Annotated in this window: 25 protein-coding genes; 8 read left to right on the forward strand and 17 right to left on the reverse strand. The window is 63.6% G+C overall.

Annotation, left to right across the window (positions count from 1 at the left end):
* Positions 1-56: 56 nt before the first annotated feature.
* Positions 57-611: a DedA family protein gene (locus C7A17_RS08500; protein WP_106737622.1), complete on the forward strand. Its 555-nt coding sequence runs from the start codon at positions 57-59 to the stop codon at positions 609-611.
* Here C7A17_RS08500 and C7A17_RS08505 read toward each other — a convergent pair.
* Positions 579-1,829, reverse strand: coding sequence for a sterol desaturase family protein (locus C7A17_RS08505; RefSeq protein WP_106737623.1), 1,251 nt, complete (start codon positions 1,827-1,829; stop codon positions 579-581). The two genes, C7A17_RS08500 and C7A17_RS08505, sit on opposite strands and share 33 nt — an antisense overlap.
* Before the next feature lie 180 nt (positions 1,830-2,009).
* Here C7A17_RS08505 and elbB point away from each other — a divergent pair, with 180 nt between their 5' ends.
* On the forward strand, positions 2,010-2,669 hold the full coding sequence (gene elbB, locus C7A17_RS08510; RefSeq protein WP_106737624.1) for an isoprenoid biosynthesis glyoxalase ElbB: 660 nt from the start codon (positions 2,010-2,012) through the stop codon (positions 2,667-2,669).
* 211 nt (positions 2,670-2,880) lie between these two features.
* Positions 2,881-3,348: a thioesterase family protein gene (locus tag C7A17_RS08515; RefSeq protein WP_106737625.1), complete on the forward strand. Its 468-nt coding sequence runs from the start codon at positions 2,881-2,883 to the stop codon at positions 3,346-3,348.
* A gap of 105 nt (positions 3,349-3,453) precedes the next feature.
* On the opposite strand, the gene C7A17_RS08520 is transcribed toward C7A17_RS08515, so the two are convergent.
* The 7 genes from C7A17_RS08520 to C7A17_RS08550 all read right to left on the reverse strand — a co-directional run bounded on the left by C7A17_RS08520 (position 3,454) and on the right by C7A17_RS08550 (position 10,543).
* Positions 3,454-3,903, reverse strand: coding sequence for a YaiI/YqxD family protein (locus C7A17_RS08520; protein ID WP_106737626.1), 450 nt, complete (start codon positions 3,901-3,903; stop codon positions 3,454-3,456).
* 78 nt (positions 3,904-3,981) lie between these two features.
* Positions 3,982-4,317, reverse strand: coding sequence for an enhanced serine sensitivity protein SseB C-terminal domain-containing protein (locus C7A17_RS08525; RefSeq protein WP_106737627.1), 336 nt, complete (start codon positions 4,315-4,317; stop codon positions 3,982-3,984).
* A gap of 114 nt (positions 4,318-4,431) precedes the next feature.
* Entirely contained in the window at positions 4,432-6,321 is a 1,890-nt protein-coding gene (locus tag C7A17_RS08530) for an FTR1 family protein (protein ID WP_106737628.1), read from the reverse strand.
* Between the two features lie 181 nt (positions 6,322-6,502).
* Entirely contained in the window at positions 6,503-7,135 is a 633-nt protein-coding gene (rhtB, locus tag C7A17_RS08535) for a homoserine/homoserine lactone efflux protein (RefSeq protein ID WP_106737629.1), read from the reverse strand.
* A 59-nt stretch (positions 7,136-7,194) separates the two neighbouring features.
* Complete coding sequence (locus C7A17_RS08540) at positions 7,195-7,956, reverse strand: TerC family protein (protein WP_106737630.1); 762 nt, start codon at positions 7,954-7,956, stop codon at positions 7,195-7,197.
* A 134-nt stretch (positions 7,957-8,090) separates the two neighbouring features.
* On the reverse strand, positions 8,091-8,630 hold the full coding sequence (locus C7A17_RS08545; protein ID WP_106737631.1) for a mechanosensitive ion channel family protein: 540 nt from the start codon (positions 8,628-8,630) through the stop codon (positions 8,091-8,093).
* On the reverse strand, positions 8,630-10,543 hold the full coding sequence (locus tag C7A17_RS08550) for an ATP-binding cassette domain-containing protein (RefSeq protein WP_106737632.1): 1,914 nt from the start codon (positions 10,541-10,543) through the stop codon (positions 8,630-8,632). Before C7A17_RS08550 ends, C7A17_RS08545 begins: the two co-directional genes overlap by 1 nt.
* A gap of 50 nt (positions 10,544-10,593) precedes the next feature.
* Between C7A17_RS08550 and C7A17_RS08555 the strand changes: the two genes are divergently transcribed.
* Positions 10,594-11,037: a TIGR02444 family protein gene (locus tag C7A17_RS08555; protein WP_106737633.1), complete on the forward strand. Its 444-nt coding sequence runs from the start codon at positions 10,594-10,596 to the stop codon at positions 11,035-11,037.
* On the opposite strand, the gene C7A17_RS08560 is transcribed toward C7A17_RS08555, so the two are convergent.
* A complete protein-coding gene (locus C7A17_RS08560; protein ID WP_106737634.1) occupies positions 11,034-12,152 on the reverse strand; it encodes an AlgP family protein in 1,119 nt (372 codons plus the stop codon). The two genes, C7A17_RS08555 and C7A17_RS08560, sit on opposite strands and share 4 nt — an antisense overlap.
* Positions 12,153-12,343: 191 nt before the next feature.
* On the opposite strand from C7A17_RS08560, the gene C7A17_RS08565 reads away from it, so the two are divergent.
* Positions 12,344-12,991, forward strand: a complete 648-nt coding sequence (locus C7A17_RS08565; protein ID WP_106737635.1) for an FKBP-type peptidyl-prolyl cis-trans isomerase — start codon at positions 12,344-12,346, stop codon at positions 12,989-12,991.
* A gap of 22 nt (positions 12,992-13,013) precedes the next feature.
* Here the strand turns inward: C7A17_RS08565 and rsd are convergent, their stop codons facing one another.
* The 8 genes from rsd to C7A17_RS08605 all read right to left on the reverse strand — a co-directional run bounded on the left by rsd (position 13,014) and on the right by C7A17_RS08605 (position 20,412).
* A complete protein-coding gene (gene rsd, locus C7A17_RS08570; protein ID WP_106737636.1) occupies positions 13,014-13,487 on the reverse strand; it encodes a sigma D regulator in 474 nt (157 codons plus the stop codon).
* Positions 13,488-13,785: 298 nt separating this feature from the next.
* Positions 13,786-14,277 carry a disulfide bond formation protein B gene (locus C7A17_RS08575; protein WP_106737637.1) on the reverse strand — a complete coding sequence of 164 codons (492 nt, stop codon included), beginning with the start codon at positions 14,275-14,277 and terminating at the stop codon, positions 13,786-13,788.
* 115 nt (positions 14,278-14,392) lie between these two features.
* Positions 14,393-15,640 carry a heme biosynthesis HemY N-terminal domain-containing protein gene (locus C7A17_RS08580; protein WP_106737638.1) on the reverse strand — a complete coding sequence of 416 codons (1,248 nt, stop codon included), beginning with the start codon at positions 15,638-15,640 and terminating at the stop codon, positions 14,393-14,395.
* Positions 15,637-16,770, reverse strand: coding sequence for a uroporphyrinogen-III C-methyltransferase (locus C7A17_RS08585; protein ID WP_106737639.1), 1,134 nt, complete (start codon positions 16,768-16,770; stop codon positions 15,637-15,639). The genes C7A17_RS08580 and C7A17_RS08585 overlap by 4 nt, the downstream gene beginning before the upstream one ends.
* Positions 16,771-16,782: 12 nt before the next feature.
* A complete protein-coding gene (locus C7A17_RS08590; RefSeq protein WP_106737640.1) occupies positions 16,783-17,556 on the reverse strand; it encodes a uroporphyrinogen-III synthase in 774 nt (257 codons plus the stop codon).
* The gene (hemC, locus tag C7A17_RS08595; protein ID WP_106737641.1) at positions 17,553-18,491 is read right to left on the reverse strand and encodes a hydroxymethylbilane synthase; all 939 of its coding nucleotides are present in this window, start codon (positions 18,489-18,491) and stop codon (positions 17,553-17,555) included. Before hemC ends, C7A17_RS08590 begins: the two co-directional genes overlap by 4 nt.
* 95 nt (positions 18,492-18,586) lie before the next feature.
* Positions 18,587-19,333 (reverse strand): LytR/AlgR family response regulator transcription factor, encoded by a 747-nt coding sequence (locus C7A17_RS08600; protein WP_106737642.1) that lies wholly within the window; start codon positions 19,331-19,333, stop codon positions 18,587-18,589.
* A complete protein-coding gene (locus C7A17_RS08605) occupies positions 19,330-20,412 on the reverse strand; it encodes a sensor histidine kinase (protein WP_106737643.1) in 1,083 nt (360 codons plus the stop codon). The genes C7A17_RS08600 and C7A17_RS08605 overlap by 4 nt, the downstream gene beginning before the upstream one ends.
* A 376-nt stretch (positions 20,413-20,788) precedes the next feature.
* Here C7A17_RS08605 and argH point away from each other — a divergent pair, with 376 nt between their 5' ends.
* The 3 genes from argH to C7A17_RS08620 all read left to right on the forward strand — a co-directional run bounded on the left by argH (position 20,789) and on the right by C7A17_RS08620 (position 23,313).
* On the forward strand, positions 20,789-22,183 hold the full coding sequence (gene argH, locus C7A17_RS08610; RefSeq protein WP_106737644.1) for an argininosuccinate lyase: 1,395 nt from the start codon (positions 20,789-20,791) through the stop codon (positions 22,181-22,183).
* A 63-nt stretch (positions 22,184-22,246) separates the two neighbouring features.
* The gene (locus tag C7A17_RS08615) at positions 22,247-22,708 is read left to right on the forward strand and encodes a sn-glycerol-3-phosphate transporter (RefSeq protein ID WP_106737645.1); all 462 of its coding nucleotides are present in this window, start codon (positions 22,247-22,249) and stop codon (positions 22,706-22,708) included.
* A 119-nt stretch (positions 22,709-22,827) separates the two neighbouring features.
* On the forward strand, positions 22,828-23,313 hold the full coding sequence (locus C7A17_RS08620) for a GNAT family N-acetyltransferase (protein WP_106737646.1): 486 nt from the start codon (positions 22,828-22,830) through the stop codon (positions 23,311-23,313).
* The last annotated feature ends 9 nt before the right edge of the window (positions 23,314-23,322 follow it).

The following is a 23,322-nucleotide window of genomic DNA, read 5'->3' on the forward strand; positions in this document are numbered from 1 at the left end:
TTCCGGCTTTTTCACGGTCGGAGTAATCTGCCTCACCTTCACCATGAGCACGTACGATGCTGCAAGACCTGATTCGCCAGTTCGGCTACCCGGCGTTGATTCTGGGCACCTTCCTCGAAGGCGAGGTGTCGTTGCTGGTGGCATGCTACCTGGCTGTGCGCAACCTGCTCAGCATCGAACTGGTGGCGCTGTGCGCCTTCCTCGGCACCTTCGCCAGCGACCAGCTGTGGTTCCACCTCGGCCGTCGCCATGGCCGCGCCCTGCTGCAACGCCACCCGCGCTGGCAACCGCTGGGCGAACGCGCCAGCGCCCTGCTGCGCCGCCATCCCGACCTGTGGGTATTGGGCTTTCGCTTCCTTTACGGTTTGCGCACGGTGATGCCGGTCACCATCGGCCTGTCCGGCTATTCCTGGCGCCGCTATCTGCTCTTCGACTGCATCGGTGCGGCGCTGTGGGCCGGCGGTCTGAGCCTGATCGCCTATCGCCTGGGCAATGCCATGAGCGGCTTGCTGGAAGACGTGCGTCACGCCCAGCTCTACCTGGCCGCTGGCGTGGCGCTGCTGATCGCCCTCGGTTGGCTATACCGGCGGCGCCAGCGTCGGGCCGACTGACGAACCGCGCCGCACACCCCACAAACCGATCAGGCTGAGCAGCAGGTAGCCTGCCAGCAGCGTCCAGGCGCCGGTGCCAGCCGTGAGCATGCCAAGCACATCGGCCAGCGCCAGCAGCGGCAGATTGGCCAGCAGGCGCAACAGCTCCAGACGCATGGCCCAGCTGCGGTTCTCCAGCCAGGCGCCAATGCTGTAGAGGCCCAACGCAACCCAGGCGCAGCCGAGCAGCATCCCGACCGGCGTCAACACCTCGGCCTGCGCCAGCAGCCAGGTACCGCCGAGCAGGTAGACGACGAACTGCAGCGCGGCGTAGCACTGCTGACCACGGCCCAGCGGCACCTCGAATTTGACGAAGCGACTCAGGTCGGCCTTCTCCTGTGGAAAACGCGCAGCCACGTCGGCCGGGCGCCAGCCGGTGGGCATGAACCAGATACGCAGCCGATCCCACCAGGACTCGCTACGCCGCGCATCGCTCCATAGGCCGGCATAGACCTGCAGATTCGCCCACAGCGGGTTCCAGCTGGCCAGCGGCACGGTGACGCCGAAGACTACTGGCTCCTCGTCCAACTCCTCCTGAAAGGTGCCAAAAATTCGATCCCAGACAATGAACACACCGCCGTAATTACGATCCATGTAAATAGGGTTCTGCGCGTGGTGCACGCGGTGATTGGAGGGTGTGATGAACAGCCACTCGAACCAGCCCAGTTTGGGGATATGCCGGGTGTGTACCCAGAACTGATAAAGCAGGTTGAGTGCCGCCACGCTGAGAAATACCAGCGGCGGCACGCCGGCAACCGCCATCGGCAGGTAGAAGATCCAGCCAAAGATAAAGCCGGTGCTGGTCTGGCGCAGCGCGGTGGACAGGTTGTAGTCCTCGCTCTGATGGTGCACCGAGTGCGCGGCCCAGAGCACGTTGCGCTCATGGCCCAGGCGGTGGTTCCAGTAGTAGCAGAAGTCGTAGAAGACGAAGGCGAAGACCCACACCCAGAGGCTGCCGGCATCCAGCGTGAACAGCGCCAGATGCTCCCAAGCGAAGGCGTAGGTCAACAAGCCAACGACCTTGGTCACCAGGCCGGTAGCCTGCGACAGGACACCGGCGCTGAGACTGTTGAGGGCATCGGCCAGGCGGTAGGTGCGCATGCCGCGCCAGCGATCGGCGAACAACTCCAGGCCGATCAGGAGAAAGAAGAAGGGCACCGCATAGAGGATGTAATTCATGACTGCGCCATATCGTTGTACTTGTCTCGGGAATGAGCTGTTATTCATCCTATGCGCCGGCCCGTTATGCTTCGCGGCGGCAAATGACAGTCCGAGTGGCATTTGACGACAGCCAGGCCCAAGAATTGGTAACAACCGCGCCCGCCTCACGGACGCGTCTTTCCTCACCAGGAGTCGAGCATGAGCAAAAAAGTGGCAGTGATTCTGTCCGGCTGTGGCGTCTATGATGGCGCCGAGATCCACGAAAGCGTGATCACCCTGCTGCGCCTCGACCAACGCGGTGCCGAAGTGCAGTGCTTTGCTCCCAACGTGCCGCAGTTGCACGTGGTCGATCACTACAGCGGCGACGAGATGAACGAGACACGCAACGTGCTGGTGGAATCCGCGCGCATCGCGCGTGGCCAGATCAAGGACGTCAAACAGCTGCACGTCGCCGACTTCGACGCACTGATCCTGCCCGGCGGCTTCGGCGTGGCGAAGAACCTCTCCGACTTCGCCACCAGCGGCGCGGGCTGCACCGTGCAGCCCGACGTGCTGGCCGCCTGCAAGGCCTTCGTCGACGCCGGCAAACCGGTCGGCCTGATCTGCATCGCCCCGGCGCTGGCCGCGAAAATCTTCGGCGCCGGGGTGATCTGCACCATCGGCAACGATGCAGACACCGCCAGCGCACTGACCCAGATGGGCGCCGAGCACCACGAGTGCGACGTCAGCGACATCGTCGAGGACGAAGCGCGCAAGCTGGTCACCACGCCGGCCTACATGCTCGCCCAGTCCATCGCCGAAGCGGCGTCGGGCATCAACAAGCTGGTCGACCGGGTGCTGGAACTGGCGCACCACTGACCGTCGGAGCGGACGAGGGGCGTTCCGTTTCAGCACACGCTGATCGCCATTGGCGGGCTAAAGCGGAACGCCGCCCGGCCCACCCGCTGATCGGCGTCGGGCGCCGTTCACACGGCGCTTCGGTCATTGGCCAGGGCACTCCGGCCGCAGCCCTGGCCAAGCACGCCTGGCTGCGGCAGCGTGACAGGTACGTGATTTCCGGAGTGCCACGATGCCGCAAGCCTTCAGCCTGGACGCCGACCTGCAACAGGCGGTGACTGCCTTCTTCCAACGTATCCCGTTCAACCAGTTTCTCGGCATCGAGATCGATGAACTGGGCGAGGAACGGGTGACCATGCACCTGCCGATGAAGCCCGAACTGATCGGCAACTTCGTCCACGGCATCCTGCATGGCGGGGTGATTTCTTCGCTGCTCGACGTCTGCGGTGGCGCCATGGCGCTGATCGGTGCCTTCGCCAACCACCAGCACCTGCCGGCGGCCGAACGCATGAGCAAGCTGTCCAAACTCGGCACCATCGACCTGCGCATCGACTACCTGCGACCCGGCCGCGGCCAGCGCTTCATCGCCACCGCCATGCCCCTGCGCGCCGGCAACAAGGTAGCGGTGATCCGCATGGAATTGCACAACGATGAAGGCGTGCTGGTTGCCGTGGGCACCGGCACCTATCTGTGCGGGTGAGGATGATGTGGGAGGGGCTTTAGCCGCGACGAGCACTGAGTCGGTAGCCACTAAAACGCCGCCTACAAAAAATGCCAAAGCCCGTAGCCGGATCAACCTGGAGCGTTATCGGCTCAGACGCGTGAGAATCCGATCGAGTGAGTTGGCGAAAGCCTGGCGATCCTTGTCCGAATAAGCCGCCTGACCGCCACCCACCTGACCCTGCTCACGCAGATCGGTGAACAGATTGCGCACGGCCAGGCGCTCGCCCATGTTGCGCTCGTCGAACTCGCGTCCACGCGGATCAAGCGCGGCGACGCCGTTTTTCACCAGGCGGTCGGCCAGCGGCACATCGCTGCAGATCACCAGTTCGCCGGGCACGGCGTGTTCGACCAGATAATCATCGGCCGCATCCGGGCCGCTGGGCACCACGATCAGTTTCACACAGGCAAAGTTTGGGCGCGCGACGGCCTGCCCGGCCACCAGCACCACTTCGAAACCGCGTTTGAGAGCGAACTTCACCACCTGATCCCGCGCTGCCCTGGGGCAGGCGTCGGCATCGATCCAGACACGCATGACTAGCGCTGCCCCTGACGACCAAACAGGGCGCCAGTATGCCTGGCCGCCCTGCTGTGCGGGTAGGGTGCGCGTTGCTCAGGCGCAGTAGAACGCCTGGCAGCGCTCACGCACGGCGCGCGACAGGTTATCGTCGGCAAGCTCGATCAGATCCAACTCCACTTCATCGGGCAGCAGCTCTGCTACCAGTGCGGCCAGCCGGCGCTGACCACGGACATCCGCGCCGGAAATCGCCAGCAACAGCCGCGGTTGCGGTCCGATGGCCGGGTCGCGCAAGGCCGCCAGGTAGGCCTCACGCACGGCAAGCTGAGCACAGGCACTGGACAGCGCCTGCTCCAGAGTGGGATGACGCAACGCGGCCAACGCCAGATCAGGGCTGTCGGCGTAATGGGTGGAATGAATCGTGGAGGACATGCGCGCACTCGGCAAAGGGATCGGAACCAGCCTAGGTGCACTGAGACCAGCTGTCGTGGCAGCGGTTCACGCTCTGATGCAACGAGGGCGGCAAATGCCGCCCCCGGTCACGCCTCAATGCTGCTCGGCCAGCCGGCGTCGTTCGCCCAACAGGCTACGCCCGTAGAGCAGCGCGATACCTGCCAGTGCCAGTCCTTGAGCTGACAGGCTCCAGGCATCAGCATGAATGCCCAGCCAGTCGAAGTCGAAGAACGCCACCGGTCGTGTGCCCAGCACGCCGGCTTCCTGCAGCGCTGCCACGCCGTGGCCGGCGAACACCACCGACAGTACGCACAGCAGCACGGCATTGATACCGAAGAAGGTGGTCAACGGCAGCTTGCGCGAGCCGCGCAGGATCACCCAGGCCAGGCCAATCAGCAGCACCAGGGCCGCAGCCGCGCCCGCCAGTACGGCGCCGTGTCCGGCAGGGCCAGCCTGCAGCCAGAGGGTCTCGTAGAACAGGATCACCTCGAACAGCTCACGGTACACCGAGAAGAACGCCAGCACGGCAAAACCGAAGCGACCGCCGCCACCGACCAGGCTGCTCTTGATGTAGTCCTGCCAGGCCGCCGCGTGGCGCCGGTCATGCATCCACACACCGACCCACAGCAGTACCACGCTGGCGAACAGCGCGGTGGCGCCTTCGAGCAATTCACGCTGAGCGCCGCTGATATCGATCAGATAGGCTGCCACGGCCCAGGTGGCGACGCCGGCCAACAGCGCCAGCCCCCAGCCGATGTGCACGCTGCGCACCGCCTGCTGCTGACCGGTATTGCGCAGGAAGGCAAGGATCGCCGCCAGCACGAGGATGGCCTCCAGCCCTTCACGCAGCAGGATCAGCAGGCTGGCGAAGAAGCTCAGGCTGTCGTCCATCGCACCTTCCTCCAGCAACGCCGCCGACTTGCCCAACTCGGCCTTGGCCAGCTCCAACGCCTGGGCTGCCTGAGCGACACTGGCGCCATCCTGCAACGCCTGACGGTAGGCCATAAGCGCTTTCTCGGTGGTCTTGCGCTGCGCAGCGTCGAGGTTGTCGAGGGCACTTTCCACCAGCTCGAAGCCTTCCAGATAGGCGCCCACGGACAGGTCATAGGCCTGCTCGTGATCCCCTGCGCGGTAGGCCGCCAGGCTGCGCTCCAGGGTGTCGCGGGTATAACCGATCAACTGCTGCGGCCCACGCTGCTCGATCTGCGGTTTGGCTCGCTGAGCGCGAAACGCGGCAACGTCACCACCGGCTGCGGCGACTTCGGCAGGCGTTCGCCCCGCCAGATCCGCCATGGAGAAGGTAGCCTTGCCTTGCCCCGCAGTGGCCGTGAAACCGGCGATATAGGTCGCCAGATCCCAGCGCTGGCGCTCGTCCAGCTGATCGGCGAATGCCGGCATGTCGGTGCCTTCGATGCCCAGCCCAACCGTGTTGTACAGGTCATAAAGGCTCAAGCGATCAAGGCGCGCGCCATCTCGCAGATTGGCCGGTGCGGGCTCCATACCGATCCCCGCCGGGCCGTCACCCGCGCCGCTATCGCCATGGCAGACCGAGCAGTGCTGCGCATACAGCGGTGCGCCACGCTCGGGATCGGGGGTCAGCACCGGGCTTTGGGAAATTGCGTACAGCTCAGCCAGGCGGGCGCCCAGACGACGCGCCTCGGCTGCGACCTGCTCGCCAGGCTGGCGCTGCGTAACGGCATCGCGCAAGGCGCTGACGCCCTGCTCCAGCTCGCTACGCTCGGCCCGTGCCGGCAGGGCCACGACCAGCCCCTGCAGCACGCCGAGAAACTCCAGCTGCTCCTGATACTCGCCGCTATCGACGATTTGGCCGGCCGATACGGTAGCGGGATAGTCGGCGCCGATATAGCCCAGCAGATGCAGGGCCTGGGCTGCGCCGTCGAGGGGTTCGCCGACGGCGAGAAGACTGCAGCCAGCCAGAACGGGCAGCAGCAGCCAGGAAAGAAGAGAACGAATACGAGACATCAATGCATCCCAAACGCGAATGGGTGGCATCAAATTGTTGCCGCGCAGACGCCTGGGCACAAGGAATATCGGAAATATCTTGTAACAAGCAGACGAACGCACTGTTCCAGAAAGCGCCGGGAACTTTATGCCGAAAACGAATCGGCCGCCTGGATGGCGGCCGATCAGTACAGCAAAGGGTTCACACCGCGGCGCGTTTGACCGTCGCCAACAACCCAGCTGCCGCCACGAACAATGCGGCGAAGCTGCGGTTCATCACCCGCTGCTGGCGCGGCGTACGCAGCACCCGCAGCACACGAGAGGCCAACCCGGTGTAGCCGGCCATGACGATCAGATCCACCACGATCATGGTCACCCCCATCACCAGGTATTGCGGCACCAGCGGCGCATGCGGGGTGATGAACTGCGGCAGTACCGCGAGCATGAAGATGATCGCCTTGGGGTTACTGGCGTTGACCAGAAAGCCCCGCAACACCAGCGTCAGCGGTCGACCAATCGGTCTTTCGGCGGCGCCGGTATCCAGATCGGTAGGCAGGGCTTTCCACTGCCTGTAACCGAGGTAGACCAGATACGCCACGCCAAACCATTTGATGACGCTGAATGCCAGCGCCGACGTCGCGAGAATCGCCCCCACGCCGGCAGCAACGATGGCGATCTGCAACGCCAGGCCGATCTGCAGCCCCAAGGCGTTCCAGTAACCCCGCCAGAAACCGTATTGCAGGCCGGCAGACATCGACGCCACGGCGCCTGCGCCTGGCGAGAGGCTGATCACCCAGCAGGCGACCAGAAAAGCGAGCCAGGTTTCGAGAGCCATGGCGAATTACCTCGGAAAAGAAAAAGCGGGAGCACGCCCTCAAGCCTACTCCCGCCCGATCAATCCGGCGAGCCCTTGCGCAGCTGCACCGGCTCGGCCTGCTGTTGCTTTTTCATCCGTCCACGCAAACGAATGTTGATCGCCTCGACCGCCAGGGAGAAGGCCATGGCGAAGTAGACGTAGCCCTTCGGCACATGCACATCGAAGCTCTCGGCAATCAGCACCGTGCCGACCACGATAAGGAACGACAGCGCCAGCATCTTCAGGCTCGGGTGCTTGTCGATGAAGTCGCTGATGGTGCTGGCCGACAGCATCATCACGATCACCGAGATGACGATGGCCGCCACCATCACTGGCACATGTTCGACCAGGCCGACAGCGGTGATGACCGAGTCAAGACTGAAGACGATGTCGATGATGGCGATCTGCACGATGATGCCCATGAAACCGTAGGTCTTCTTCGGCCCATCCGGCCCACCCTCTTCCGCACCTTCGAGGCTGTGGTAGATCTCCGCCGTGCTCTTGAACAACAGGAACAGGCCGCCGAAGAACAGGATCAGATCTCGCCCCGAGATGCCCTCACCGAAGACATGGAACAGATCGGCCGTCAGGCGCATCACCCAGGCGATCGACAGCAGCAGCAGGATTCGCGTCCCCATGGCCAGTGCCAGACCGAAGAAACGCGCCTTGGGCTGCTGCTCCTTGGGCAGACGACTGACCAGAATGGAAATGAAGATGATGTTGTCGATGCCCAGAACGATTTCCAGGGCGGTCAGGGTCAGGAACGCGACCCAGATTTCCGGGTTGCTAAGCCATTCCATTCGGAGTTACTCCACAGAGGGGTTAGGTTGTGTAGGAAAGGTGGCTGCCGACTGCGAGGCACGAATGCTCGTCCCGTACAGGCACCTTTCGTACAGACCCTAGGTTGTGCAATTTTTTCTCGATGCGCCCGAGTTCAGCGCCAGCGCCGTACGGATCGCTGGAAGAACAGGCTGTTGGGTACCTGCAACACCGCGCCTGCTGCGTCCTCGCTGAGATCCTGCAAGGTGGTATAGAACAGATTGATGGCGATTACCCGACCTTTCACGCCAGGCTTGTCGGCACTGTCGATCACCTCGACCGTATCGCCGATGCGAAACGGCCCCATGGTGAAGATCAGCAGCGCGCAGAACATGTTCGACAACACGCTCCAGATGGCGAAGAACGCCACGGCTGCCACGGCCGTGAAACCGGTCAGGGCCGTCCACAATACCGTCGCTGACACGCCCAGGCGCTCCAGCACCATGAGCAGCGCGCTGCCCATGATCAGCCAGCGCACCAGGCCACGCAGCGGCTGCAGAACCTCTGGCGGCAACAGGCTGTAGCGCGCACCGAGGCGGCTGATGGCGCGAGTCAGGATGCGCTGGGCAAGCCAGGCCAGCGCCAGGATCAGCAGCACCTGACCAGTACGCACCAGGGGGTCACGCCAGGCTGCAAGCAGCTCGAGCTGTTCCATCACTCACTCTCCTCCAACTGCTGCTGTAGCGCTTCCAGGGTTTCCAGCGCCAGCAGCCATGACTCTTCCAACTCGGCCTCACGGGCTTTCAACTTCGCCTGCTCCGCCAGACAATCGCGCAACTCATCCTTGCGCGCAGCCTCGTAGAGACCGCTGTCGCCCAGTTGGGTTTCCACGGCGGCGAGCTTTTCCTGCACCTTGCCCAGCTCCTGCTCCAGCTTGTCGGCCTGCTTCTTGTGCGGGGCGAGTTGCTGGCGCAGCGCGGCGGCGGCCTGGCGCTGGGCGCGCTTGTCGGTCTTGTCCGCAGCACCTTCTACCGGAGCACTGACCGGCGCCTGGCGCTGACGGTAATCCACCAGCCAGCGCGCGTAGTCGTCGAGGTCACCATCGAACGGCACCACGCGACCTTCGGCGACCAGCAGGAACTCGTCGGTGGTGCTCTTGAGCAGATGGCGATCGTGCGAGACCACCACCACGGCGCCAGCGAACTCCTGCAGGGCCATGGTCAACGCCAGGCGCATTTCCAGGTCGAGGTGGTTGGTCGGCTCATCGAGCAGCAGCAGATTGGGCTTGCCCCAGGCGATCAGTGCCAGGGCCAAGCGGGCCTTCTCTCCACCGGAGAAGTTCACCACCGGCTCGTCACAACGCGGGCCGCGGAAGTCGAAACCGCCGAGGAAGTCGCGCAGCGTCTGCTCGCGCTCGGCCGGCGCGATGCGCTGCAGGTGCAGCAGCGGGCTGGCCTTGTCGTCCAGGGCATCGAGCTGGTGCTGGGCGAAATAGCCGATCACCAGGTTTTCGCCGCGGGTCAGGCTGCCGCTCAGCGGCTGCAGCTCGGCGGAAAGGTTCTTGATCAGCGTCGACTTGCCCGCGCCATTGGGGCCGAGCAGGCCGATGCGCGCACCGGGCACCAGGCTCAGCTTGACCTGCTGCAGCACGGTCTTGTCGCCATAACCCAGGCGCCCTTCGCTGAGGCTGAGCAGCGGCGTGGAAATCTTGTCGGCCTCGCGGAACACGAAATCGAACGGCGAGTCGACGTGCGCCGCTCTCAGCTCTTCCATGCGCTCCAGGGCCTTGATACGGCTCTGCGCCTGGCGGGCCTTGGTAGCCTGGGCCTTAAAGCGGGCGATGTACTTTTCCATGTGCGCGCGTTGCGCCTGCTGCTTCTCGTAGGCCTGTTGCTGCTGGGCCAGGCGTTCGGCACGGGTGCGCTCGAAGGCCGTGTAGCCACCTCGATACAGGTTCAGCTTGCGCTGCTCGACATGGGCGACGTGATCGACCACGGCATCGAGGAAATCGCGGTCGTGGGAAATCAGCAGCAAGGTGCCGGGGTAGCTCTGCAGCCAACCTTCCAACCAGAGAATCGCGTCCAGATCCAGGTGGTTGGTCGGCTCGTCGAGCAACAGCAGATCGGACGGACACATCAGCGCCTGGGCCAGGTTCAGACGCATCCGCCAGCCACCGGAGAAGTCGCCGACACGACGATCCATCTGCGCGTTCTCGAAGCCCAGGCCAGCCAGCAATTTGCGTGCGCGGGCATCGGCGGTATAGCCATCGGCGCTGTCCAGCTCGCTGTGCAGACGGGCAATGGCAGCACCATCATGGCTCTGCTCGGCGGCGGCCAGTTCGGCCTGCACGCGGCGCAGGTTGTGGTCGCCGTCGAGCACGTAGTCGACAGCCAGACGGTCGAGGGTATCGACCTCCTGACGCATATGGGCGATGCGCCAGTCGCCGGGCAGCAGGCAATCGCCGGCGTCCGGGGTCAACTCGCCGCGCAACAGGGCGAACAGGCTGGATTTACCGGCGCCGTTGGCGCCGATCAGGCCGGCCTTGTGACCGGCGTGCAGGGTCAGCTCGGCGCCTTCGAGCAGGCGTTGCGGACCACGCTGTAGAGTGAGGTTCTGGAGTCGGATCATAATGGCGGCGGAGTCTATCAGTTTCGCCCCGAAATCGCCTGGGAGGCCGCGTGCAGGATCTATGGAATTTCGCCGTACAGCTCTACGCTCGCCCGGGTGTGGAAAGTGCCTGCCTGGAACTGCAGGATTCAGGCTGTGACGTCTGCCTGTTACTGGCCGGCGCCTGGCTCGAGCAACGTGGCATTCCTTGCCGGGACGACTATTTGCAGGCCTTGCGCGACCTGGCGCAGCCCTGGCAGCAGAACGTCGTCATGCCATTGCGGCAAGCACGCCGGCAATGGCGAACAGCCGCGAGCCAGGATGTCGAATTAACGACCCTGCGCGAGCAGCTCAAGCAAATGGAACTGGAAGCCGAACGGCTGTTACTGAAAAGGCTGGAAGCGCTGACCAAGGATTGGCCAAGCGAGAGCGCCGGCAGTGACTGGCTGCGACACCTTGCCGGAAATGACAACGCCGCGCTGCAAGTGCTGCGCGGCGCCGTTATCACTCGTTAGGACGCGCTCGATGCACCAGGAGCAGCGGCACCATTGGTGGCCGCGGCAGGCGCCGGAGCGACCGCTGGAGCAGTAGGAGCTGCGGGAGCTGCCGCGGCCTTGGGCTGTGCCGGCTTAGCGGGGGCTTTGGCAGCGGCAGGCTTGGCAGCAGCGGGTTTAGCCGGCGCTTTCGCAGCAGCTGGCTTGGCGGCAGCGGGTTTAGCCGGCGCTTTCGCAGCGGCTGGCTTGGCGGCAGCGGGCTTGGCCGGGGCTTTCGCAGCGGCTGGCTTGGCGGCGGCGGGTTTGGCCGGAGCTTTCGCAGCAGCTGGCTTGGCGGCAGCGGGTTTGGCCGGAGCTTTGGCAGCAGCGGGTTTAGCCGGAGCTTTGGCAGCAGCTGGCTTGGCAGCAGCGGGTTTAGCCGGAGCTTTGGCAGCAACTGGCTTGGCAGCAGCGGGTTTAGCCGGAGCTTTGGCAGCAGTTGGCTTGGCAGCAGCGGGTTTAGCCGGGGCTTTGGCAGCAGCTGGCTTGGCAGCAGCGGGTTTAGCCGGGGCTTTGGCAGCAGCTGGCTTGGCGGCAGCGGGCTTGGCTGGGACTTTCGCAGCCGCCGGTTTGGCAGCAGGTGCTTTAGCCACAGGCTTGGCCGGAGCCTTCTTAGCCGGAGCCTTGGCAGCTACCGGTTTCTTCGCAGCAGCGGGTTTGCTGGCAGGTTTGGCGGCAGGTGCAACCACTTTGGCCTCGCGTACCGACAGTGCCTTGCCTACTGCTTCCTTGACCTTACCGACACCCTGAGCCAGCTTCAGGCTTTCCTGAGCATCACGCTTGAGTTGGGCGATATAGGTGCGAGTCTCGCTCTGGCTGGACTTGAGCGCATCAAGCAACTCCTCCAGCTCAGCGACTGCATCCTTGGCCTTGGCCTGCGCCTTGGCTTTGCCGGCCACGGCGGCGTCCTGCAGCTTGCTGCGGGCCTTGTGCAGTTTTTCCTGGGCCTTGCCGCGCTGTTTCTCAAGCTTGGTGAGGAGTTTCTCGGCATCGACCAACGCTTGCGAACAAGCGCCTTCCAGATGTTCGAGCAGGCTGGCAGACAGTTGATGAAGCAAATGCAGCGGGGTAGTGATGGACTTCTTCTTGGCCGACATGGCGCGCCTCCAGGCGGATGTGGATGCGCCCATACTAGACGCAGGCGCGAGCCCTCGCCATAGGCCTTTTGGCGATCCGAGCAGATACCGACGTGCACTGGCATAATCGCCAAGGCCTTTTGATGCGCCGGCGAACCTCATGTCGCTGCGAAACCTTAACAGCCCTAGCATCTTGATCGGGAGACATCGTCATGAGCCGCGCCGTATTCGCCGCCCTCGCCCTCTGCTGCAGCCTCGGCGCTCAGGCCGACCAGCAGAGGCAGGATCTGGCCTACAGCCTTGGCGTACGTCTGGGTGAGCGGTTGCAGGACGAAGTTCCGGATCTACCACTGAACGATCTGCTCGAAGGCTTGCGCCAGGCCTATGAAGGCAAGCCATTGCGGCTCCCGGACGCGCGGATCGAGCAACTGCTCGATGCCCACGAAGCCAGCATCGCCGCCAGCCCGCAGCACCACGCCAGGGCCGTCGAAGTGGAACAGCGCTTCCTAGCCGAGCAACGCGCACTGCCCAATGTGCGTGCACTCGAGAGCGGTGTACTGGTCACGGAACTGCGCGCTGGGAGCGGCGCCAAACCCACCGCCAGCAGCCGAGTTCAGGTTCGCTACCGTGGCACCCTGGCTGATGGCAGCGTCTTCGATGAGAGCAACTCACCGCAGTGGTTTCGTCTGGACAGTCTGATCGCCGGCTGGCGTAGCGCGCTACTACAGATGCCCAAAGGCGCCCATTGGCGGCTGGTAGTGCCGTCGGCTCAGGCCTACGGCGAAGAAGGCGCGGGGGACCTGATTCCACCGCACGCGCCACTGGTGTTCGATCTGGAGTTGCTCGACGTCGCCAACTGAGCCGGCACGCCGAGCCAACCAGTCAGGCCAATACCGCGGCCTGCTCCTGATGGGCGTTGTGCAACACCTCGATCAGGCAGTCTTCCAACTCGAAACGCTCATGCAGCAGTTGCCCCAGGCGATTGAGTTCGGCCATCAAAGAAGCGTTGTCACGGCAGTCGCCGTTATCGCAACGATCGTTGAATGCCAGTGCCACCTCGGTAATGGATTCGATCCGTGGATAGATCTGCTTGGCCAGTTCCAGGCCGCGCTGATCGTTGAAGGCCTTGGCCTCGTTGGTGAGCTGCTCGTAGACCTCGAAATGTCCGGCCGACACGTAGTCCACCAATAACTCGCAAAAGCCCTGCAAAGTCTCGCCATTGATCGTAGGGGCCTGCGGCGCCTTGGTCAGATCGGTATAGGCCAGCACCAGCTCACGGCGCTCACCCAGCCAACGGTCAATCAGCTGGTGCACACCACCCCAACGTTCCTGTGCGTTCTGACAACTCTCAAGCATGATGAACCTCGCTTCCCTTATCGGTAATGCCTGTTATACGTCCACTCCCGAGACGTTTATAGGGTCGGCCATCCTGGGCACTATCCTTTCGACCGTCGCGATGCAACGTAGAAAACTGCTCACGCCGTTTTTTTGTCAATTGCCAGCTGATCACGGAAAGGAAACCGCAAAATGGCGTTTTTCCGGCGGTGCGTGCGAGCCAGATTATGCCCGCAGGCACACACCATCAAGGCACCTTGGCGAGAAATTTAATACGCGCGTTTGATCGGCACGACCAGAGTGCCGTGCCCTCTACGCTTCAACGACGACGCAGCAGCTGCAACAGGCAGAAGCCGAACATGCCGATGAACGCCAGCAGGCTCCACTCGGGAATGCTCATGCCGAACAAGGTCCAGTTGACCTCTGCGCAATCCGCCGTGCCCTGGAACACCAGGCGCACGACGTCCTGCATCGGCAGGGCCTGCATCATGAACTCCAGACTCGGCAGACAGGCCTCGAGCTGATCGGCCGGAACGCTCTGCAGATAGATTTGCCGCCCAGCCGTAGCGCCACCGATGAGTACGAACAACAACGCCAGCACGGCATAGATGCGCTGGCCAAGGCGCCCTGGGCCATGGATCGCGGCCACCAGGCAGACGAGACCAAACCCGATCACGCAGATGCGCTGGACGATGCACATCGGGCAGGGCTCCAGCCCCACTGCATGCTCCAGATAAAGAGCCACTGCCATGAGCAGCACGCAGCCGAGAAATGCCAGGAAGAACAGGGGACGCGGACTGGCCAATTGCATGATGGCTCCGGAGGGAAATCGAGGGCAGTACGGTAGAGGAAAGCATGGGCGCCTTTCAAGGCGCCTCATGCATGGCGAACGGCTACTCGTCCGAACGGAATGCCCCTCCGTCCGCTCAGATGCTCGCACTCTGAGGCTGCGGCAGGCTGGGCAAGCCCTGGTGCAGCAGAGCGTGGCTCTCGAGCAGCAACTGATTGCTGCGTTCCAGCTCACCCAGTTGCGCCAACAGGCGGGCCAGTTCGGCGCAGGTTTCCGGGTGACGCTCGACCTTCAGGCTGGTTTCGAAATAATCGCGCGCCTTGCCCCAGAGTTGATTCTGCAGGCACAACCGGCCAAGGGTCAGTAGCAACGCCGGATCCTGCGGGTGCTGCTTGAGCCAGAGCTCGGCTGTCTGTAGCTGGCGCGCCGGATCGGCGCCCCGCAGCACACCATAGAAGCGTGCCAAGCGGCTGTCGTAGCCACGCTTGAGCGCACTGCGTAGCACCTCTTCGGCCTCCTCCTGCGCCCCCAGGCGACGCAACTGCTCGACATAGGTGGCGATCAGCTCCGGCTCCTGACGCAACGGCGCGGAAAGCTGTTGCCAGGCTTGCGTCAACGGCTGCAATGCAGCTTCACCCTCGCCCTGTCCAGCATGACCGGCCTCAGCCAGGCGACCGCGCCAGGTTTCGCGCTCCAGTTCGTCGAGTTCGGCGGCAGGCAGGGCTTTTTCCTTGCGCAGCTCCGGCAGCAACCCGAGCAAGGCAGACCAGTCCTGACGCTGCAGATACAAGCGCTGCAACTGGCGCAACACCAAGTGATGGCCCGGATGGCGTTCACGCATCGCCTGCAGGGTGTCCAGGGCGGCGTCGCTGTCACCACGACTGCGCTGCAGTTCGGCATGCGTCAGGGCAATGGCCAGCTCCGCTTGCGGCTGCTTGTTCAGCGCGCGCTCGAGCAATGCATCGCTCTGTTCATGCTGGCCAAGCTTGTTCGCCGCACGTGCAGCACCCAGGTAATACATCAGCGGCTGGCTGTCGGCCTCGGCAGCGCGAGTCAACTGGCGCTGAGCACGCGCCCAGCGTCCCTCGGCGAGATCCAGCATGCCCTGCTCGGAGGCCTGGCGGACACGACGAGTGCGGTGCAATCGCGACCATGGGTTGGCCAGACGCGTCGAGCTGAGCAGCAGGCGCAACGTCAGTTTGATCAGGTAGTAGAGCAGCACGACGACCAGTACCAGACCGAGGAAAGCCCAAAGACCGGACTGGTAACGGAAGCCCTTGTAGGCGAACAGCACGTAACCGCGGTCGGCATCGATGGCCAGACTGAGCACGTACAGACCGGCGGCGACGGCCAGCAGCAACAGCAGCCAGATCAGGCGTTTCATTGCGCCTCCCCGGCCGCGGCGGCCCCCTGCCGGCGTTGTGCCTGCTTACGTTGCAGGTAAGCCTGCAACGCGTCGAGCGAGTCGCTCAGGTCCGGCACCTTGACCTCGACACTGGCGTCGGCCAACTCGCCGAAGCGCTGGCGCAGGGCGCGGCTATCGGGGTTATCCAGGTTGAAATGAGCGTCGAGGATTTCTTCCGCCTGCTTCAGCGACTGCTGGTACACACCGGTCTGGCCATGCAGTGCAGCCCATTGCGCTTGCTCCAGCGCCAGCGAGAGGCTCAGACGCACCTGCGACAGGCTCTGTCCGGACAACAACGGACGCACGTTGCGATCGGCATCGAACTCGATACGGAAGTAATCCGACAGTTTCTTCACCCACTCGCCCCACCAGGCACTGCCATCACCTTCGGCAGCGAGATCGGAGAGCACATCGCCCTGACCGTCGAATGTGGGCGCAAGCGGATTGAGGGTCGCCGCCTGCTCACGCAGGGCGCCCAACTGCAGGAACAAACCGACGCGATCCGGACGCGCCGTAGTACGCAGGGCTTCGAGGCTGCGGCTGAGTTGCTCGCGTGCAGCGAAGGCGGCAGGGTCATCCTGCTCACGGAGAATGTCGTCGGCAGCCTGTACCAGCGCCTCGGCGGTGGCCACATCCTGCAATGCGGACAGCCGCAGGGTAGCCAGGCGCAGCAAGTGCTCGGCCTCATCCAGACGCCAATCCTGGCGACTGCCATCGAGCACCGACTCCAGGCGCTGGCTCATGCGCTGTTGATCATTCTGCAGGTTGGCCAGCAGGCGGCGTCGTTCATCCAGTTCGGCCGCACTGGGCAGGGCTGAAAGACGCGAGTCCAGGCGCTGGGCCAGCTCCTCCACCTTCTTCGCGCTATCGTCACGCGTACGTTGCAGATCCTCAGCCTGCTGCTGATCTCGGTTCTGCATTTGGTGCAGTTGCCAGAGACTCCAGCCACCAGCAGCGGCACCGGCCAGCCCGATCAGCAGGGCGAACGCGGCAAGGCCGTTACCGCTGCCATTGCGCGGCGCCTTCGCGGGTGCAGGTGTAGGCGTGGCTTTCACGGCTTCGCTGGCCGGTTTCTCTTCTGGCGTCTTCGGGGTGGATGCTTCGCTCACGTATCCGTCCTTTTAGAGGGCGGCAGCCGGAAACTGCTCCAGAGCTGCCTGCAAGGCCGCGGCATTGGCGCCGCGACAGTCCACAACGATCTCCGCACCCGCATTGCGCGCCTGCTCGGCGACACGCGGGCTGGGTACGAACAAGGGTAGCCGAGCCAGAGCCGGCCAGTCATCGCCTGCCAGCTGCAGCAGGTGTTCGAAACCCTGTCCACTGCTGACAACCAGGCCGTTCAGGCGTTCCGCTCGCAGCCGCCGGCTCAGCTCCCCCACCGCATAATGCGGCAGCACGCGGCGATACAGTGGCAGATAGTCGACCGTCACACCTTGGCCGCGCAAGCGCTCGGCCAGGAATTCTCGGCCACCCTCGCCACGCAGGATCAGTACCCGCGGGGAAGAAGCGGCAGCAATGCTCTGCTGCAGAGCCGGCAGGGCGAGCAGCGCTTCACTGTCATCACCCTGCGGCGGGTAGTGAGTGCTCAGCCCCTGTTCCGCAAGCAACGCTGCAGTCGCGCCGCCGACGGCAAACCAGGGTTGCCGCGCCGCGGCTCGCATGCTACGACGATCCAGGAGCGCCAGAGCGAAGCGCGCCGCAGGCTTGCTGACGACTATCACAGCGCAGTAGCGCTGCAGCTCGGAGAAGGTGCGGCGCTGCTCAGGCGTCTCATCCAGTGCCTCGATGGCCAGCAACGGCATGCAACTACTGACGATCCCTCGCTCGGCCAGCGTCTGCGCCAGTACCGCGCAATCTTCGGCAGGACGGGTCAACAGCAGGCGCCAGGTGCTCACGAATGACCGGCCTCACCATACACCGCCTTGAGAATGGCTTCGGCGCCCTGCTCCAGCAGATCCTCGGCCACACGTACACCCAAGGCTTCAGCGTCGCCGCTGGCAGCACGGCCCTCGGCACGCAGCAGCAGGCCGCCATCGGGCTGGCCGACCAGACCGCGCAACCACAGCTGATCGTCTTCGAGCAGGGCATAGCAGGCGATAGGTACCTGGCAGCCACCATTGAGGCGCTTGTTCAGGGCTCGCTCGGCAGTCACACGCAGGGCAGTCTCGCGGTGATGCAACGGCGCCAGCAGGGCATGCACGTCAGCATCGGCACTGCGGCACTCGATACCCACGGCGCCCTGGCCGCCGGCCGGCAGGCTGTCCTCGGCACTGATCGAGCTGCGGATACGATCTTCGAAACCGAGACGGATCAGACCGGCAGCAGCGAGAATGATGGCGTCGTACTCGCCGGCATCGAGCTTGGCCAGGCGAGTATTCACGTTGCCACGCAGGAACTGGATCTTCAGGTCAGGCCGGCGCGCCAGCAACTGGGCCTGGCGACGCAGGCTGGAGGTACCGACCACGCTACCGACCGGCAGCGCATCGAGGCTCTCGAAGGTGTTGGAGACGAAAGCATCACGCGGGTCTTCGCGCTCGCAGATGCAGAACAGCCCCAGGCCCTCGGGAAAGTCCATCGGCACATCCTTCATCGAATGCACGGCGATATCGGCCTCGTTCTCCAGCAGCGCGGTTTCCAGCTCCTTGACGAACAGGCCTTTGCCGCCGATCTTCGCCAAGGGCGCGTCGAGCAGCTTGTCGCCACGACTGACCATAGGCACCAGGCTGACCTTGAGACCCGGATGAGCCTCTTCCAGACGGGCTTTGACGTATTCAGCCTGCCACAGGGCCAGGGCGCTCTTACGGGTGGCGATGCGAATTTCGCGGGACATGGGGCAATTCCACAGAACAAATTGCCGCGAATCATAGCAGGCTCGTCTTTCCAGGGCTTCGGGAGGCGGCCATCGGCCGCAGCTCCCCACATGACCTAGAGCGACTGCATCAGCTTGCGAACTCCAGCCACATGCCGGCGGCTGACCACCAGCGAATCACCATCGAGCCCCTTGAGGAATAACTGGAAATGCCCCAACGGCGTGCGCTGCAGACGTTCGATGCGTTCGCGGGCGACCAGAGCATTGCGATGGATACGCACGAAGCGATCGCCGAACTCGTCTTCCAGCGCCTTCAACGGCTCATCCAGCAAGACTTCACCGCCCTGGTGACGCAGGGTGACGTACTTGTGATCAGCGATGAAATAGACCACGTGATCCAGCGGGATCAGTTCGATGCCCTTGCGGGTTCGCGCACTGATATGGGTTCGCGGACCGCCGCCGGTTTCCGCCGCGGGGCGGGTCAGGGCAGCCAGTTGCACGCGGTTGGGCCGCTCGGCCTTTTTCAAGGCTTCACTGAGGCTTTCCGAGCGCACTGGTTTGACCAGATAGCCGACCGCACTGACCTGGAAGGCTTCCAGGGCGAATTCGTCATGAGCGGTACAGAAAATCACCGCAGGGGGTGCCTCACGCTCGCACAGTTTGGCGGCCACCTGCAGACCGTCCAGACCAGGCATGCGGATATCGAGCAGGACTACGTCCGGCTTGAGGCTATCGATCAGGGTCAGAGCTTCCTCGCCATTGCTGGCGGCGGGCTCCAGTACCCGGTAACCCTCGAGCTCACCGACCATGCGGCTGAGGCGCTCGCGGGCAAGGGGTTCGTCATCGACGATCAGGACATTCATATTGCTCTGGCTTCCTGCGTGAGTCTCGCACAAGGATAGCGTAGACAGCTGTAATGACGGCCGTCACGGCGCTCCACGCTGAGACTCGCGCGCGGCCCAAAAAGTGCCGCCAGGCGCGCATCGATATTACTCAGCGCTTGGTGCGTTCCCCGTGACGGGTGCTGCTCGCCCCGCTCTTCATACGGATTGCTGACACACAAGCTGAACACTCCATCCTGGTAATCCGCTTCGACCCGCACCAAGCCACCTTCTATACGCGGCTGGATGCCATAGATCAGCGCATTCTCCAACAGAGGTTGCAGGGTCAGCTGGGGAATCGGCAGATCCTCCGGCACACCTTCGACCTCCCACTGCAACTGTAGTCGCTCGCCGAGCCGATAGTGCTCGATCGATAGATATCGTTTCGCCAGTTCCAGTTCCTCCTTCCACGGCACCAGGCTGCCGGGTTTGGCCAGGCTGGCGCGAAACAGATCGGACAAATCCAGCACCGCCTGCTCGGCCTTGAACGGGTCAACCGTAACCAGGCTGGCGATACTGTTGAGGCTGTTGAACAAAAAATGCGGTCGGATCCGCGCTTGCAGCGATTCGATGCGCGCGCGCAGCTCGGCCTGCTCCTGCCGACGCCATTGGCTCTGCAGATAGAAATAGCGTAGCAGCAGTGCGGACATGATCAGGCTGATCAGCGCATGGCGCAGATAAAGATTTACCTCGCCACTGCGCGGCAGCGGCCCGCCCAGTTCGTAATAGTCGGCCACCGCCGTACAACTCAGGGTCAGCATCACCACCAGCACGCAGCACAGGCAGCCCGCCAGCGCGGGGCGCAGGCGCGCCAGCAAAGGCCGCAGACGACACAGCACGGCGGCCGAAAGCAGCACGATCCACTGCACGAACAACGAAGTCAGGGCCAGGCGCACCCAATCGAATCCCGGCGTCATCGGTTCGGCGAGCACCAGCACCAGTACCAGCAGCTCGGCCAGCAGTACCATGCTCAGCAGCGCTTCCGGCTGGCACAGTTCAGGGACGAAGAAGTCGTCGATAGCGGTGCTGTGTTTATTCTTGGCAAAGGATTGTGTGTGCATCGACGCAGTTTCCGTGTCGCCTGACGGGCCGGCAAGCCAGACGGCTCCCGCCGGACAAAATAAAGCACCGAAATGCCACCTTGAGGGCAAAACTGTGAAGCAGCCGACAACGCCACTGAGCGCCCGACGGCTAACGCAGCCCGGCGAAACGCCTTCTGACCCTGTTATTATCGACGCACTTTGTCCGCCATGCCGGCCGCCGAACAGGCCGTGTGAAATGTAGCGAGCGAAGGTCAGGCAAGGCAGAAACAGGCGAAGAAGCGCTGTTTACAAGTGGTAAATGAGCATTCTGAACCTGTTTTTAACGCAGCATGACCGAGCGCAGTAGCTTTCACATGGTCTGAGAACGTGGCTTGCCCGATCCCGAGCCCACATCATGAGCAGCGAAAAAACCAACCAATCCTGGGGCGGCCGCTTCAGCGAGCCCGTCGACGCCTTCGTCGCACGCTTCACCGCCTCGGTGGAATTCGACAAGCGCCTCTATCGCCACGACATCATGGGCTCCATGGCCCACGCCACCATGCTGGCCAAGGTCGGTGTGCTCACCGATGCCGAGCGCGACGCCATCGTCGACGGCCTCAAGCAGATCCAGGGCGAGATCGAAGCCGGTCAGTTCGACTGGCGCGTTGATCTGGAAGACGTGCATATGAACATCGAGGCGCGCCTGACCGACCGCATCGGCGTCACAGGCAAGAAGCTGCACACCGGCCGCTCGCGCAACGACCAGGTAGCTACCGACATCCGCCTGTGGCTGCGCGACGAGATCGACATCATCCTTGCCGAGATCACCCGCCTGCAGCAGGGCCTGCTGGGCCTGGCCGAAGCCGAAGCGGACACCATCATGCCCGGCTTCACCCACCTGCAGACCGCGCAGCCGGTGACTTTCGGCCATCATCTGCTGGCCTGGTTCGAGATGCTCTCGCGTGACTACGAGCGCCTGGTCGACTGCCGCAAGCGCACCAACCGCATGCCGCTGGGTTCGGCCGCACTGGCCGGCACCACCTACCCGATTGCCCGCGAGATCACTGCTGAATTGCTGGGTTTCGACGCCGTTGGCGGCAACTCCCTGGACGGTGTTTCCGATCGCGACTTCGCCATCGAATTCTGCGCCGCCGCCTCGCTGGCGATGATGCACCTGTCGCGCTTCTCCGAAGAGCTGGTGCTGTGGACCAGCGCGCAGTTCCAGTTCATCGACCTGCCGGATCGCTTCTGCACCGGCTCCTCGATCATGCCGCAGAAGAAGAACCCGGACGTGCCAGAGCTGGTGCGCGGCAAGACCGGCCGTGTGTTCGGCGCCCTGACCGGCCTGCTGACCCTGATGAAAGGCCAGCCGCTGGCGTACAACAAGGACAACCAGGAAGACAAGGAGCCGCTGTTCGACGCTGCCGACACCCTGCGCGACAGCCTGCGCGCGTTCGCCGACATGGTGCCGGCAATCAAGCCCAAGCGCGAAATCATGCGCGAGGCGGCGCTACGCGGCTTCTCCACCGCCACCGACCTGGCCGATTACCTGGTACGCAAGGGCCTGCCCTTCCGCGACTGCCACGAAATCGTCGGTCATGCCGTGAAGTACGGCGTACAGAGCGGCAAGGATCTGGCCGAGATGAGCCTGGACGAACTGCGCCAGTTCAGCGACCAGATCGCCGACGACGTGTTCGCCGTACTGACCCTGGAAGGCTCGGTTGGCGCTCGTGACCATATCGGTGGCACGGCGCCGAATCAGGTACGCGCCGCAGTCGTGCGTGGCCGCGAACTTCTCGCCAGCCGCTGAGGTCGCAAAGGGGCGGCGCTAAGTCGCCCCTGCCAAGGCAGGCCATTCGACCAGGAGGTTGTCATGCGTTACACACTCCCTACGACCCTGCTACTGAGCCTGCTGGCAACGCCGGTATTGGCTAACGAAGGCGATCACTGGCAAGTGCAGACCAGCGTTTACACCCGCCATTACAACCCAGAGCCTGACCACAACAATCATCAGCGCCTGATCGGCCTGGAACGTGGTTATGCCTCCGGCAACCTCTGGGGCGGGGCGGTTTTTCGCAACTCGTTCGACCAAAATTCGCAGTACGCCTACGTAGGCCGGCGCTTCGAAAGCGACCGCCATCCGTTCTATGCCAAGCTGACCGGCGGTCTGTTGCACGGTTACCGTGGCGAGTACCGCGACAAGATCCCACTCAACCATCTGGGCGTGGCACCCGCCATCATTCCCTCGCTGGGCGTGCAAAGCCACGGCATGGCGGCGGAACTGGTGCTGCTGGGCAACGCCGCGCTGATGGTCAACCTCGGCCTGCGCCTTTGACGGATCAGAACGACGGAGCGCTATCAGCGAACACACCGCGGATCGACAACACCACCGTTTCCAGTACACGTCCAACCATGCGGCAGCGCTTGCACTGCCTGTCGCGCCAGGAGAGATCCATGTCCCTGCACATCCGCCCCGCTACCGCTGACGACGCCGAACTGATCCTGCGCTTCATCACCGAGCTGGCCATCTATGAGAAGGCCGAGCATGAGGTGAAAACCGATTCTGCCGGTATTCGCGACAGCCTGTTCGCCGAAGGCAGCACCGCTCATGGCCTGATCTGCGAGCACGAGGGCCAGCCCATAGGCTACGCGGTGTACTTCTTCAACTACTCCACCTGGCTGGGCAAGCACGGCCTGTATCTGGAAGACCTCTACATCAGCCCCGAAGCGCGTGGCCTGGGCGCAGGCAAGGCCATGCTGCGCCATCTGGCGCAACTGGCCGTGGCACGCGGTTGTGGCCGCTTCGAGTGGTCGGTACTGGACTGGAACAAGCCCGCCATCGACTTCTACGAATCCTTCGGCGCCCGCCCGCAAAGCGAGTGGGTCGGCTATCGCCTGACCGGCCAGGCCCTTTTGGATTTTGCTGCTGGCAATCAATGAGGAAACGAA

It is taken from the genome of Pseudomonas mendocina, assembly GCF_003008615.1.
GTDB lineage: Bacteria > Pseudomonadota > Gammaproteobacteria > Pseudomonadales > Pseudomonadaceae > Aquipseudomonas > Aquipseudomonas mendocina_C.